This window comes from Paraburkholderia unamae (assembly GCF_003096875.1).
Classification (GTDB): Bacteria; Pseudomonadota; Gammaproteobacteria; order Burkholderiales; family Burkholderiaceae; genus Paraburkholderia; species Paraburkholderia unamae.
In genome coordinates, this window is the sequence record NZ_QEOB01000017.1 from 105,397 (window position 1) to 118,924 (window position 13,528).

Sequence of the window (13,528 nt, forward strand, 5' to 3'; positions counted from 1 at the left end):
TTGGGATATGAGCGCGGAAACGGATGCGGGCTGCCACGTACCGATGATTGAGCGTCTCGCCGTCAGCGCTTGAATAAGCGTTGCATATCGTATGCAAGCGTACTAGAATTGCGCCAGAAGAGTGCCATTGAGGGTGCTCGCTTGTTCAACGTCTGCGATCGAGTCTCTATGAACTTCGCCTTGTCAGAACTGCACCAGGAAATCGATGCCAACGTCCGCAAGGTCTGCGCGGGTTTCAGCGACGAGTACTGGACCGAATGTGAGGAGCAAAGCCGCTTTCCGCAGGAGTTTTACGCGGCCATGGCGACCGCCGGATGGCTCGGCATCACGATGCCCGAGGAACTCGGCGGCTCGGGCCTGGGGGTGACCGAGGCGGCGGTGATGATGCATGCCGTGACCTCCAGCGGCGGCGCGTATTCGGCCGCCTCGACGCTCCATATCAATCTGTTCGGCCCGCATTCCATCGTGGTCCACGGCACGCCCGAGCAGAAACGCCGCTGGCTCGTGCCGCTCATCAAGGGCGAGCAGAAAGCCTGCTTTGGCGTGACCGAGCCCGACGCGGGGCTCGACACGACCAGCATCTCGACGCTGGCCACGCGCGTGCCCGGCGGCTATCGCGTGACCGGCCGCAAGCTGTGGACGTCGACGGGCCAGGTCGCTGACAAGATTTTGCTGCTCGCGCGCACCACGCCGAAAGTCGACTGCGCGAAGCCGACCGAAGGCATGTCGCTGTTCTACACCGACCTCGACCGCAGCAAGATCGAAGTGCGCCGCATCAAGAAGATGGGCCGCAACGCGGTCGATTCGAACGCGGTGTTCATCGACGATCTGTTCATTGAGGAGGCCGATCGAATTGGCGAAGAAGGCCGCGGCTTCCACTATCTGCTCGACAGCCTGAATCCCGAGCGCATTCTCGTGGGCATCGAGTCGGTCGGGCTCGCGCGCGACGCGATCCGGCGCGGCGCGAACTACGCGCGCGAGCGCATTGTGTTCGGCCGGCCGATCGGGCAGAACCAGGGCATTCAGCATCCGCTCGCCGAATGCTGGACGCAAACGGAGGCGGCCTACTGGATGTGCCTGCGCGCGGCGTGGCTCTACGATCAGGGGCTGCCCTGCGGGGCGGAAGCCAATGCGGCGAAGCTGCTCTCGGCGCGCGCGGCCTTCGATTCGAGCACCCGCGCCGTGCTCACGCACGGCGGCATGGGCTATGCGCGCGAGTACCAAGTGGAGCGGCTCTTTCGGGAGTCGATCCTGCCGCGCATCGCGCCGGTGACCGAGCAGATGATCCTCTCGTTCATTGCCGAACGCGTGCTTGATCTGCCGAAATCGTACTGATATGACCCGGCCGCGATCCGGCGGCCTCATACCGGCGCGGGCCGCATAGGCCCGCGCCGTTTGCGTCGATGCCTTGGTGCCTCAGCGATTCTTCCACACCGGCGCCCGCTTTTCGAGGAACGCGCGGCGTCCTTCCTGCGCGTCCTCGCTCGCGAGCACCGCGCGAAGCGACGGATACTGGGCGGGGTCGAGCGCGCTTTCGAGGTCGGGCAGATCGAGGCTTCGATAAGCCATCTCGCGCGTGGCCGCGAGCGAGAGCGGCGCGTTGCGCGAGAGCTTCACGGCGAGCGCGCGCGCCATTTCCATGACGTCGCCTTCGGCGACTGCGTTCACGAAGCCAAGGCGCAGCCCTTCGGCCGCGGTGATGATGTCGCCCGATAGCGCGAGGCCCAGTGCGCGCTTGGGCCCCAGCTCGCGCGTGAGGCGCACGACGCCGCCCGCGAGCGCGGCAAGTCCCACCTTCACCTCGGGCAGGCCGAAGCGTGCGCCCGCGCCAGCGACGATCAAGTCGCAGGCAAGCGCAAGCTCGAAGCCGAAGCCTAGCGCCACGCCATTCACGGCGGCGATGACCGGCTTGCGCCCGCGCGCGCGGCGCACGAGTTCCGAGCCGAACATCGGCGCCTCATACAGTTCCGGATGCGCGTTGGCGTATTGCAGATCGAAGCCCGCGCTGAACGCGCGCTCGCCCGCGCCGGTGATGAGCGCGACGCGCAGCGCCGGGTCGTGCTCGAACGCGTCGAGCGCCGCGCCGAGTTCCGCGCACGCGGGTGGATGAAAGGCGTTCAGCACGTCGGGCCGGTTGATCGTGAGCGTGACGACGCCATCGGTGGCGGAGGCCTCGATGTACCGGAAATTTTCGGCGAGGGAGGGTATCGGGCTGTTCATCGCGGGAAGAAGAAGTGGCAACGGCCGCCGGCAAGACGCGCGAACCAATGCGTCGTGCCGAGGCCGTTGTGTGGAGGCGGTAGATGAAGCGCCCAGAAGCACGGCAGGCGCTGCTCAAACAAGGCTCAAACGGCGGCGATCCCCGCCAGCTTGATGCCGAGATCCTGCATCACCTTGATGGCGGTTGCGCGGCCGCCGCCCGTCACGGCGCCGCCCGGATGCTGGAACGGACCCGAGAGGTACAGCCCGCCGATGCCCGGCACCGCGTACTGTGCGATTTCGGAGAACGGACGCCGGCCCGACCACTGATGAATGTACGAGCCCACGCCGAAGATGTCGCCGTTGCGGAAGTTCGGGTTCCAGTTCTGCATGTCGAGCGGCGTTTCAGCATAGCCGGCGATGATGTTGCTCTCGTCCATGTTCGTGCAGTACTTCGAATACTCGGTAATGACCCACTCCTTCACCTCGTCGCGTTTGCGCTCCCAGCCGGCCAGGCCCCCGTCGGCGAGCAGGAGCGGCGCGAACGTGTAGAGATAGAGCGTGTGCTTGCCCGCGGGCGCGCGCGACGGATCGTGATTGGTGTGCACCTGGATCACGGCGTTGAAGTCGTCCGGCATGCGCCCGTAGCGCATGTTGTCGAACGTCTTGCGAAAACGCGCCATGTCGGCCGGCACGACTTCCGTGCACACGGCCGTGTTGCAGCGCGCATCGGCCTTGTACTTCGGCGCTTCGTTGAGCGCCCAGTGCGTGTTGACCGCGCCGAACTGGCTCAACTGCACCTTTCTGCCCTGATCGATCAGATACGGATCGAGACCCGGCAGGAACTTGCCCAGGTCGTGCGGGTGGATGCCGCCGATCACCGCGCGGCTCGCGCTCAGCGTTTCGCCGTCCTCCAGCTTCACGCCGGTGCAGCGGCCGTTCGAGACGATGTATTCGGTGACGAGCGCGTTCGTGCGCACCTCGCCGCCGTAGTGTTCGATGCAGCGCTTGAACGAGTCGGCCAGCGACTGCGAGCCGCCGACCACGATGCCCGCCTTCTTGCGGTGCTGGATCGCGGCGAGGAAGTAGGGCGTGACGCCCGTGCCTTTTTCCTCGGGACCGATCATGAGCTCCGAGGCCCACTTGAGGAAGTGCAGGCGCACCTTCTCGTGCGTGTAGATTTCGCAGATGACGTCGTAGCTGCTCTTGAGCATGGCCGAAACGAGTTCACGCCCTTCGCGGCTTTGTTCGAGCAGCGAGATGAACTGGCCGAACGGCAGCGGCGGCTTGAACGTGCCGGAGAGGAACAGCTCCGACATGGGCATCATGCGTTGCACGAGCGAGCGGTGGGCTTCCGCGTCGACGGGCGACACCTCGGCGATCGCCTGGCAGGTCTTGTCGAGGTCCGTGTACGTGAAGAGCGCCGTGCCGTCGTCGAATGCGGTGGCGTGAAACGGGGCGTCGCCGGTGTCGGCGAACGAAAGGCCGAACTTCGAAAGCAGGCCCAGTTCATCGCTCGCGATCATCGGATTGGCCATGACGAGCACCATGGTGGTCGCATGGGTATCGTGCATGAAGCCCGGCGCCGTGACCGCTTTGGACACCACGCCGCCGCCAACCTGGCCGTTCTTTTCGAGCACCAGCACTTTCAGCCCGGCCTTCGACAGATAGGCCGCCGCGGTCAGCGCGTTCTGTCCCGCGCCCACGACAATCAGGTCATAAGACTTCGACATACTCTTTCCTCTTATAGGTGAGACACATTGCATGCGCTGCGCAGCCGGCCTTCATTGCGGCGGCGCGGCGCTCAGATAGCGGTCGATTTCGGCGTGCAGTTGCAGGATCCGCTGCTCCTGCTCCGAGTAGCGGTTGAACCGGAACGCGCGCGAGTGCAGGCCGCGCTGCACGCCTTCGACGTTCGAGATGTCCTGGTCGAGCACCTCGCCCAGTTCGTTGTCGAGCTTCGAGTTGTAGCGGCGCGCCGGACGCGTTTCGCCGCTGATGTCCACGTGCGGCTCGACGCCCATATAGGCGGGCGGCCGCACGTTCCCTTTGAGCTTCCGGCTGATGACCCAGACGTGGTAGTAGCTCTTTTCGGGGTCGGTCGGGTGCGGCAGGAAACGCATGACGAGCACGCCTTCCGGGTGCGTGTTGAACGTCATGTTCGGGAAGATCGAGTAATTCCAGTCGTCGGTGACCTGGCTGTCCGAAAAGCCGCTGTAGTCGATCCCGTAGGGGTTGTCCGGCACGCGCTTGGCGGCGAGCAGCGCGTCGCGCGCCTGCATGGCGCGGCCCTCGTACGCCGCCGGGTCGACACCCGCCTCGGCGAGCATATAGGCGAGGCCCGGCGCCACGGTGCTGCGGTCCTCGCAGCGCGGGCTCGGATAGCCGATGGCCGTGTGCAGCCGGCCGTGGCCGTTGCGAAAGAAGTCCAACTGGTAATGCACTTCGTCGACGAACGGCTTGGCCTGAGGATGCGTCTCCTGCAAGTGATAGGACTCCAGGAACGCTTCGAGCACGACCTTCCAGTTGGCGTCCAGTTCGATCACGACGTCCTTGACCACATGCATCTGCTCCATCTGGTAGCTCTGCATGAAATGCGGAATTTCAGCGAGAAAGTCGGCAAGCGGCGGGGCCTCGTCGTCCATGTTCACGAACACGAATCCTGCCCACGTCTCGCAGCGCACCGAGGGCAGATTCAGGCGGCCTTTGAGGACTTCGGGCTTGAAGGTGGACACATCGGTGATGAGGTTGGTCTGGCCGTTGATCTTCCATTGCCAGCCGTGAAACGAGCAGGTGAAGCGCTCGCTCTTGCCGAAGTCGCCGTGCACGAGCTGATTGCCGCGGTGCTGGCAGACGTTGTAGAACGCCTCGATGCGATCGGCCTCGGTGCGTACGACCAGGATCGATTCGCGCCCGAGGTCGTACTTGAACCAGTTGCCCGTTTCGGGAATATCGGACGCCCGGCCGGCGCAGGTCCAGGTGCGCGTCCAGAGCCCGTCCCACTCTCGCTGCGCGTGCGCACCGCTGAAATAGCGCTCCGGGCTCACGTGCAGGTAGTCGTCGCGATTGGGGTAGAGCTCGCGCATGGGCGGCGATTTCTCGTCGTGACTGCCCGGCGGCGCCTCGGGAGCGATGGTGTACTCGCCCGGAACGACTTCCTTCGGGTAATGAAACGGCATTGAAGTCTCCTTCTCAGTCTCTGAGTGGGTCAGCGCCCGCACCTCGCGCGCATGCGCCGGAATCCGTATTTCTGATTATCGTATGCAACAAGACGATACGCTATGTGAGAAAAACGCGTCAAGCTGAATTGCCAGCCGACCAGCAAAATATCCGGCAACATTCGTCAATCTTGTATGCTACGATACGATATGTCGAAAGACATGAGTGAGACAAAAGCGTGAGCGACGGAGCACGCGAGAAAAAACGGCGCGGAACAGGGAGGTGAGCGCGATGAGCGCTCGCCGCGCGCTCGAACAGGACACGGTGTTCACAAGAGGCATGCGATGCACCATTCGGAAGACACGATTGCCGAACGCTCCTTTCAGGAGCTGCTCGATTTGCGCCACGACGCCGGACCCGACGGCGAAGCGCGCACGGTGCTCGCCATCGAGGCGATGCACCTGAACGCGGGGCGCGTGCTGCACGGCGGCGTGGCGATGACCATGCTCGACGTGGCGATGGCCAACGCATGCCGCGCGCGCGACACGCTCGGGCGGCGCGCGGTGACCGTCGAAATGAAGACCAGCTTCTTGCGGCCGGGCGGGGTGGCGGGCGACCGCGTGGCGGCGAGCGGGCTGGTGCGGCACGTCACGCAGTCGATGGCGTTCTGCGACGGCGAGTTGCGCGACATGGCAGGCACCTTGCTGGCCACGGCCTCGGGAACGTTCCGATACGTGAGCCCGGGCTCGCCCATCGGCACGACAACGGCCGGCTGACGCGGCTGCACGCATTCACAAGAGGATTGAGGAGGAGATCGGATGAAACTTTATACTTCGGACAACTCGGAATTGATGGAAGTGACGGCCATCAATTCGAACGGAACGCGGTTGATCGTCACCGGCACGATCATGGGCGCGATGCCTGTGGAGGCCATCCTCACCGGCACCGAATTGCGCAAGATCTTCGCGCTGCTCGGCTTCAGGACCATCCTCGCCGCATTGAGGATCATGTTCACGAAATAGGCAGCATTCAAAGGCATTTCAGGATCACTGACACGGCTTAACGGAGGAGACACGCATGGCATCGGCAATCGTCACGAAGGACAATCTGTTCGTTTCGCGCTTCAAGGTCGACCCCGCGCGCAAGACGGAATTTCTTTCGATCTTTCATGCGCTCGGCAGCGGCGCACTCCCGGTTCTCGAAGCGCAGACCAATCTCGTTTTTTGGGGTTGGGGGCGCGACGGTACCGAGTTCGTCGCCATCGAATCGTGGAAGAACGAAGCGGTGGTGAACGAGGTGCGCGCGTCGCCCGACTTCAAGGCGGCCGTGGGGGCGATGCTCGCGTGCTGCACGGCGCCGATGACGATGGAGCTGTTCAGCGGCATGGATGGCGCGCGCGACGTGTTCGAACTGTATCCGAGCGGCCCTTCGCAGGTGCACCCGAGCAGCGGCGATATCAACGTCAAGTTCATCTGAGGCGTAGCGTCTGCGTATTGTCGGGAGCGCATGAAGCGGGCGTGCCGTAAGGTCCGCCCGCTTCGTCGTTTTGCGCTCGGGGTCAACGGCGCGGACCTTGGCCCTTGAACGCCGGCGCAATGAGCCGGGCCTCCTGTTGCAGTTCATACGCGATGTATTCGCGTATCAGGCCGCGCGCCTGCCGGTAGTGCGCGGTGTCCTTGATGCCGGCGTCAAGCATCTGGAGCGCCTGGAGCGACGCGAGCGTTTGATAGACCTGTTCGCGCAGGTTCAGGGCGCGAGCCCGCACAAGTGCGAGATCGTCGCCAGCGCTTTCGAGTTCCGCTGACTCGTTGTCGAGCGTCGAGCGTATGCGCTGTGCAAGGCTCGCCTGGGCTTCGCCCAGCGTGTCGATCTGGGCGGCCAGTTGCGTGAGGAGCGAACGGGTCTTGTCGATATCGTCGAGCAGAATTGCCGTTTCCAGGCGAAGGCGCACTTCGACGTGACGCACCATGTGCCGGCACGTTGCGAGCGCGCTTTTCACGGACATGCGCCCAAGCTCGGGATCGGAGGCGTCGAGCAAGGCATGATCGACGCAGTGCAAGATTTCCGTGGCGGTTGGATAGATCACGGCGCGTTCTCCACCGAGGTGTTCAGTTCAGCGAAATAGGACGGATCGGGCGCGGGCACCAGGCCCATGGCGTGCGCGAGCAGGAGCTTGCTGAAGTGCAGCACTTCGGTGCCGGTCCAGGCCTGCCGGATCGGCGTGGCGGGCGAGCGATGGACCGACGCGCCGGCGCGGTGGCTGAACGCCAGCATGCGCAGCGCGCGCACCATGTAGTAGTACTGCACCGAAGCCGCGCTGACCGGCGCCCCGCCAACGCTGCGGTAATAGTCCAGCGCTTTCTCCAGATCCCACAGCACCTTGCCGTCGCGCACGATGGTCGGCGTGAACTCTTGCAGGAAGGCGAAGTCCGCGGCGGGGTCGCCGATATGCGCTTCCTCCCAGTCGCTCATCGCGACGATTTCGCCGTTCGCGAAGATCTCCTCGCCAAGCCCGTTGGTGCCCTTGCACAGCGTGATGCGCGAGGCGGCAGGCGCGCGCTCCTTGAGCCATTCCACCGCTTCGAGCACGATGGGTATGGGCTCGATGCGCTGCGACTCGATCAGCGCGAGGACCGAGTCGAGGTAATGATGCGCCGCGCTCGCAGTGTCGGGCGCGGTGCCGAGCACCGCGTTCAGTTCGAGGGCGCGCCAGTCCACCGCGTGGACGAGTGCCAGCTTGCGCATGTGCTCCTGCGAAATGCGCATGCGCAGGTCGTCGTATTCGGGCGAGGGGTCCTTGAAGTGGGGAATGTCCCAGCTTCCGGCCACATGCTCGCGAACATAGAAGGGCCGGTCGGTCCATGCGGGGTCGTCTTCCCACCAGAGCACGCGCGCGACCGGCACCGCAGTGCGGCCCAGGCGCTCATAGATGAAGTGCTCCTGGTTCAGCGGCGAAAAGTCCACGCTGCCGGTGGCCGGGTCGCGGCGAAACACCAGATGCCGCGCCTCGCCCTGGCCGCCGGCGCACGTGACGAACCAGGTTTCGCGCGACGTGCCCCGGCCGAACTTCTCGACCTCGACGACCTCGCATGCCGGGCCGAGCTTGTGGCGCAAATAGGGTGTCAGGCTCGCTTTCGAGAATTCCATCGCGCGCGCTCCTTATTCGAAACCATAGGGCGCATACCGGCCCTGAATGAAGTTTTCCACCTGACCCTGGCCGCGATGGCGCGTGCCGTTCGGCGCGATCAACTCCGTGCGCACCAGAAACTCCAGGCCGTGGATCTTCTCGCCCGAACCGAGCCCGAACGCGGCGAGCACTTCCGCGCTGGTCGCGCCGCGGCCCGTTTTCGGTTGATAGGGCGTGTAGAGAAAGGGCTGCTCGCTGAAGTCGAAGTCGTCCCACTCCATCGCCAGCGTCTCGCTGCCGTGGTAGGTGTGCATCGTGCCGCCGTCCTTCCAGCTGCCGGGCGTATAGCCCATCGTCTGCACGACCCAGGGCGGCGCGGCCACTTCGAAGTGCTGCGTCCACGCGCGATTCTGGTCGTCGGTGAGGTGAATGGTGCCGCCCGTGAAGATGCGTGTGCCTTCCTTGAAGCGCAGCTCGTGGCGAGCCGCCTTCAGCGCCACGGTCGGGCCCTGCCAGCCGTTGAACAGGTTGCCTTCGAACGGCGCGCCGAAGACGTCGTTCATCTTGACCTGCTCGCCGTCCGGCGACTCGTGGATATGATAGAAGCCCGACCACTCGCCCGCTTCGAAGAGCGTCCAGAAACGCAGTGCGCGCGGCACGGCCGGGGCTTCGCGCGGCGGCAGCCATTCATGATGCCCGCCAAGCGGCTTGCGGTCGGCATAGAGCCCCCAGGAGTGATCGCGTGCGCCGCTCCAGGTGCCGGGTGTCACGTCATAGCGCTTGCCGTCGAACTCGATCACGCCGCTCGCCACGCCGGGCTGCGAATAGCGGGTCTGGTCGGTGGTGATGCGGCCGCGCGTTTCGGCGATATGGTGGGCCTCTTCGAACGCCGGGGCCACGCCGGTCCACATGATGTCGAACGACAACGCCGAGTCGTTCGCTTCGAGGCGCAGCCGGATCGCCTTCATCGGCTCGACGAACTCGTAGCTGAGCGGGCCGATCACCGTGTCGATCTGCTGGCGCCAGCAGCGCGAAAAACGCACGGAGTGCTGGCGGCCCGCCACGTTAATGATCGCGTAGGCGCCCACCATGTCCGCGTTGGGATTGATGCGCATGCCCGTGAGCAGAAACACCTTGTGCTCGGCGCTGAACACGCCGAAATAGTAGCCGTCGTCCCAACTCAGGTCGGTGGACGGAATGTGCGCGAACGGACGTGATGCCTGGTGAACCGGAAACTCATCGTATTTGCTTAGCATGGCTAATGGATAGATATCGAGTTGAGAAACGGTGTGCGCGGCTCAGGGGCCGCTCAGATGTGGCTCAGATGTGGCTCAAGCGCCAGCCTGTAGCAGCAGCGCTTGCGGGCTTTCCTGCTTCTGCCTTGCGACGAGCGGAATGGCGAGCCACGCGATAAAGAGCGCAAAGAGAATGGTGAGCGTGGCGGCGAACACCTTGACGCCGTGGCCATAGGGGCTGTTCAGCGCGAACCACACCGGCCAGCAGGCGCCGGCCGCGCCCGCGATGGCGCCGATTGGGGCGAGCGCCACGATCATGATTCGGCTCCAGCCCTGCAACAGCGCTTCATAGCGCGCGATGAGCGCAGTGGGCGTGATCAGCATGGCCATGCTGGCGAACGACCAGTAGACCGGTTGCAGGCCGAACGGCTGGTACGGTTGATCGCCGAAATACGACCACAGGCCGACGCGGATCAGCGGTACCTCGTAGATCCACGCGCTGGCGGTCACGCCAAAGAGCATGAGCCAGATCGTGCGCGCCGTATAGCGCCGCTCGCGGAAAGCGGGCACGAGCGACAGGTACGCAAGGCCGAAGTAAAACGTATAGGAAATCGCGGCGTGCCACGGCACCCTCTGGCCGAGGCTTTCATACGCGAGCTGCTGGCCGTTCTGCGCGTGCGTGGCGTCGAGCAGGCGCGTGAGCAGCGGTTCCAGAAAGCACGTGACGGTGCCGCCCAGGCAATAGAGCAGCGGGTTGGGAGAGCGTTCGGCGATGCAGCGATACATGGCCAGCAGGTACGTCAGCACGGCCAGTGCGGAAAAGAGATAGAGCGCCCACATTTGCGCGTCCTGCGGCATGTCGAAGAGCGGCACGCGCATATAGTCGGGCATCGTTTGATATACCATGATTTGTCTCCTCACATACGATAGTCGCCTGGATGTGACGCATATTCGACTCCATTGAAAAAGCGGAAAAGACGGAGGAGGCAACGATCGGGTTGGCTTGTTTCGACTACATAGTACGCATACGTACAATATAGTCAAGCGACAATGGTGGGGATGGCGACGAAGAAAGCGAGGAGCGGGCTCGCCGGTGTATCTGCGGCGAGCCTCGCATGGGCGGCGGGATTATGCGGCCAGTGCGTCGAGCGTGCCCACGTCGTCCATTGCCGTGGCAATGCGGCGGATGAATTCGAGCGTGATATCGCGCGGCTGCATGTCGGGCAGGCCGGGCGGCGGCGTCAGCGTGACGGTCCACCAGGTCAGCGCCGTGACCAGTTGCTGCCGGTAGGCGTTCCAGCCCTCGTCGAAGGACACTTCGGGTCCGCCCGCGTCGCGCAGCGCGTCGAGATAGCACTGGATCAATTCGCGCTCCCAGGCCCGGCGGTCTTCGACGGTGAGCGCCGTGGCCAGGGTGTACGCGAGGTCGCGCCCCCAATGGCCGCGCGAGGCGCACTGCCAGTCGCTCAGGCCCATTTCGCCGCTTCCCGCGACATACCAGTTCTTCAGGTGCACGTCGCCATGCGAGAGGAAGTGAGGCGCGGCGGCGTGCAGGTCCATGCTGCGCAGCGTCGCGGGCCAGATTTCCTCGTAGCGGCGATAGAGGCGGGCGGGAATGACTTCTTCGGCGGCGAGAAAGCCCTGGCTCGAACCCGCTTTCAGGCCGAATGCGCCGCACTTTTCGAAGTAGGCGGGCCAGGTGGGAAGCTGTTCCAGCGCGGCGCGTATTGCCGGATGCGCGTAGGTGGTCCCGTGCATCTTGCCGAGCAGGCGCATCTGGCTGCGGGCGCGCTCGATCGTCATCACCGTCTTGTGATTGCAGAACTCGGTCACGCTGCCCGATAGATCCTCCAGCATGATGATCGAGTTGAAGCTGACCGGATCGAAGCGCGCGTGGAATCCGCGCGGCACCTCCACGTCGAGATGCGGGCGAATGGCGTTGTAGAAGTGGACTTCCGTGAAGGCGCCACCCGAAACGCCCAGCACGATGCGATTGGCCAGTTCATGGCTCGCCTTGCAGAACAGCGCCTGCGGCAGGCCCGCTTCGCGACCCGCCCGGTTGTACTCGACTTCGATGCGGCGGCGGTTCGACGACCCGCTGTCGGCCGGTCCCAGTGTGTGGCCGGTCACCGCGGCGCCCGGCACGCCCCGGCATAGCACGGCGCTCAGCCAGCGGTCGGTGATCGAGTCGAATGAAACGGGAAGGTCGTCGGCCGTCGTCGCCTCGGGCTGGCGTTGATGATCGCGCTCATACGCTGTCTGTATTTCCGAAATCAAATCGTTCATGTCGTTTGTCCCTCTCTCCTGTCTCTGCCAAATGCCTCCGGATTCCCTGGCGCTCTTGCCGCGCATTTTGCGCGACACACAAGGAATGCTACACCTCTCATAACGTATGCTACCATACGTAAATTGAATCGATGGTCAGTATCGGCTCACATCTGTCGCGGAACGTGAGGCCAGAACGGGTGAATCGCGTTTTTATACTAGAAAAACGTATCCATCGATATCAAGACATTCACTGACGTAGTGGTGAACCCTGGGTGCAAACGAACCCAACAAGGAAACGAGGAGGACGACAGATCATGCAAGCGACCGTGCCGGACCATGTGCCCGCCGAACTGGTAAAGGATTTCAACTACGCGGACATGCGTGGCGAAACCGATGTCTATGAACATTTCCGCAAGCTGCATGACGGCCCGGACATTTTCTGGTCGCCGCATCATGGCGGGCACTGGGTGGTGACGCGCCACGAGGATATCGCCCACGTGCTGACGAACAAGACGGACTTCTCGAACCGCTTCCAGTCGTTGCCGAAGAATCCCATCGCCTTGCCGCTGCTGGAGTACGACGATCCGCTGCACATGGACTTCCGCAAGGTGCTGGCGCCATTTTTCACGCCCAAATCGATCGGTGCGCTCGAGCACGTCTCGCGGGAGCTGACCAATCGCTTGATCGACGACTTCCACGCGAAAGGCCATTGCGAATTCGTCAAGGAGTTCTCGCAGCGCATGCCCATCATGATTCTCATGAGCCTGCTGGCGCTGCCCGAAGAAGACACGCCGTATCTTCTGAAGATTTCCGAGGAGATCGTTCGCTCCGCCGATCCGCAACTGCAAGAAGCCGCATTTGCGCGTGTCGCCGGTTATATCGCCGAAAAGGTGTTGCCCGCGCGGCGCGCGAATCGGGGCACCGACATTTTCAGTTCGATGCTCCAGGCAAAAGTGGATGGCGGCCGGGCGATGAGCGACGAAGAGATCATCGGTTTCGGCACGCTGCTGATCGCGGCCGGGCTCGACACGGTCGCCTCGATGCTCGGGTTCATTACGCTCTTTCTCGCGCAGAACCCGGCGCAGCGGCAACAACTGATCGACGATCCCGGCTTGATCAACGAGGCGCTGGAAGAATTGATGCGGCGCTTTCAGATTGCCAACGTGGCGCGCATGGTGATTCGCGACATGGAGTACAAGGGCGTGCAGTTCAAGGCGGGCGATTGCATCCTGACGCCGACTTCCGCCGCGGGTATCGACGCGCGCCGCTATCCCGATCCGTTCTCGGTCGACTTCAAGCGTGCGGACAAGAAAAGCATCGTGTTCGGCTTCGGCGCACACCAGTGCATCGGCGCATTTCTCGCGCGCACGGAATTGCGCGTGTTTTTGCGCGAGTGGCTGCTGCGCATTCCGCACTTCGAACTGAAACCGGGCGAGACCGCCGTTGCCGTGCCGGGCAAGGCGAACGGCATGCGTTATTTGCCGCTGGTCTGGGATCGGGCATGAGCGACCACGCCACGGTAGCAACGAGAGGGACGGAG

Annotated in this window: 13 protein-coding genes; 5 read left to right on the forward strand and 8 right to left on the reverse strand. The window is 63.8% G+C overall.

Features of this window, described 5'->3' with window-relative positions; genetic code table 11:
• Positions 1-168: 168 nt before the first annotated feature.
• On the forward strand, positions 169-1,335 hold the full coding sequence (locus tag C7402_RS31110; RefSeq protein ID WP_116613370.1) for an acyl-CoA dehydrogenase family protein: 1,167 nt from the start codon (positions 169-171) through the stop codon (positions 1,333-1,335).
• Between the two features lie 81 nt (positions 1,336-1,416).
• Here the strand turns inward: C7402_RS31110 and C7402_RS31115 are convergent, their stop codons facing one another.
• The 3 genes from C7402_RS31115 to C7402_RS31125 all read right to left on the reverse strand — a co-directional run bounded on the left by C7402_RS31115 (position 1,417) and on the right by C7402_RS31125 (position 5,378).
• On the reverse strand, positions 1,417-2,220 hold the full coding sequence (locus C7402_RS31115; RefSeq protein WP_112173743.1) for an enoyl-CoA hydratase-related protein: 804 nt from the start codon (positions 2,218-2,220) through the stop codon (positions 1,417-1,419).
• Positions 2,221-2,345: 125 nt separating this feature from the next.
• The gene (locus tag C7402_RS31120) at positions 2,346-3,932 is read right to left on the reverse strand and encodes a phytoene desaturase family protein (protein ID WP_165842034.1); all 1,587 of its coding nucleotides are present in this window, start codon (positions 3,930-3,932) and stop codon (positions 2,346-2,348) included.
• 51 nt (positions 3,933-3,983) lie between these two features.
• A complete protein-coding gene (locus C7402_RS31125) occupies positions 3,984-5,378 on the reverse strand; it encodes an aromatic ring-hydroxylating oxygenase subunit alpha (protein WP_116613372.1) in 1,395 nt (464 codons plus the stop codon).
• A 324-nt stretch (positions 5,379-5,702) separates the two neighbouring features.
• On the opposite strand from C7402_RS31125, the gene C7402_RS31130 reads away from it, so the two are divergent.
• From C7402_RS31130 to C7402_RS31140, 3 genes are read left to right on the forward strand one after another with little or no spacing between them, the layout of a single operon-like run.
• The gene (locus tag C7402_RS31130; protein ID WP_112173746.1) at positions 5,703-6,134 is read left to right on the forward strand and encodes a PaaI family thioesterase; all 432 of its coding nucleotides are present in this window, start codon (positions 5,703-5,705) and stop codon (positions 6,132-6,134) included.
• A gap of 42 nt (positions 6,135-6,176) precedes the next feature.
• Positions 6,177-6,380 (forward strand): hypothetical protein, encoded by a 204-nt coding sequence (locus C7402_RS31135; protein WP_112173747.1) that lies wholly within the window; start codon positions 6,177-6,179, stop codon positions 6,378-6,380.
• 55 nt (positions 6,381-6,435) lie between these two features.
• The gene (locus tag C7402_RS31140; protein ID WP_112173748.1) at positions 6,436-6,834 is read left to right on the forward strand and encodes a putative quinol monooxygenase; all 399 of its coding nucleotides are present in this window, start codon (positions 6,436-6,438) and stop codon (positions 6,832-6,834) included.
• A gap of 82 nt (positions 6,835-6,916) precedes the next feature.
• Here C7402_RS31140 and C7402_RS31145 read toward each other — a convergent pair whose 3' ends face one another.
• The 5 genes from C7402_RS31145 to C7402_RS31165 form a co-directional block, all read right to left on the reverse strand.
• Positions 6,917-7,444: a hypothetical protein gene (locus C7402_RS31145; protein ID WP_116613373.1), complete on the reverse strand. Its 528-nt coding sequence runs from the start codon at positions 7,442-7,444 to the stop codon at positions 6,917-6,919.
• Positions 7,441-8,505, reverse strand: a complete 1,065-nt coding sequence (locus tag C7402_RS31150; RefSeq protein ID WP_112173750.1) for a phosphotransferase family protein — start codon at positions 8,503-8,505, stop codon at positions 7,441-7,443. The genes C7402_RS31145 and C7402_RS31150 overlap by 4 nt, the downstream gene beginning before the upstream one ends.
• 12 nt (positions 8,506-8,517) lie before the next feature.
• Positions 8,518-9,741 carry an Rv3169 family protein gene (locus C7402_RS31155; protein WP_112173751.1) on the reverse strand — a complete coding sequence of 408 codons (1,224 nt, stop codon included), beginning with the start codon at positions 9,739-9,741 and terminating at the stop codon, positions 8,518-8,520.
• Between the two features lie 75 nt (positions 9,742-9,816).
• Positions 9,817-10,626, reverse strand: a complete 810-nt coding sequence (locus C7402_RS31160) for a hypothetical protein (RefSeq protein ID WP_116613374.1) — start codon at positions 10,624-10,626, stop codon at positions 9,817-9,819.
• A 222-nt stretch (positions 10,627-10,848) separates the two neighbouring features.
• Positions 10,849-12,006, reverse strand: a complete 1,158-nt coding sequence (locus C7402_RS31165; protein WP_165842035.1) for a phosphotransferase — start codon at positions 12,004-12,006, stop codon at positions 10,849-10,851.
• Positions 12,007-12,302: 296 nt separating this feature from the next.
• Between C7402_RS31165 and C7402_RS31170 the strand changes: the two genes are divergently transcribed.
• On the forward strand, positions 12,303-13,493 hold the full coding sequence (locus C7402_RS31170) for a cytochrome P450 (protein ID WP_116613376.1): 1,191 nt from the start codon (positions 12,303-12,305) through the stop codon (positions 13,491-13,493).
• Positions 13,494-13,528 lie beyond the last annotated feature (35 nt).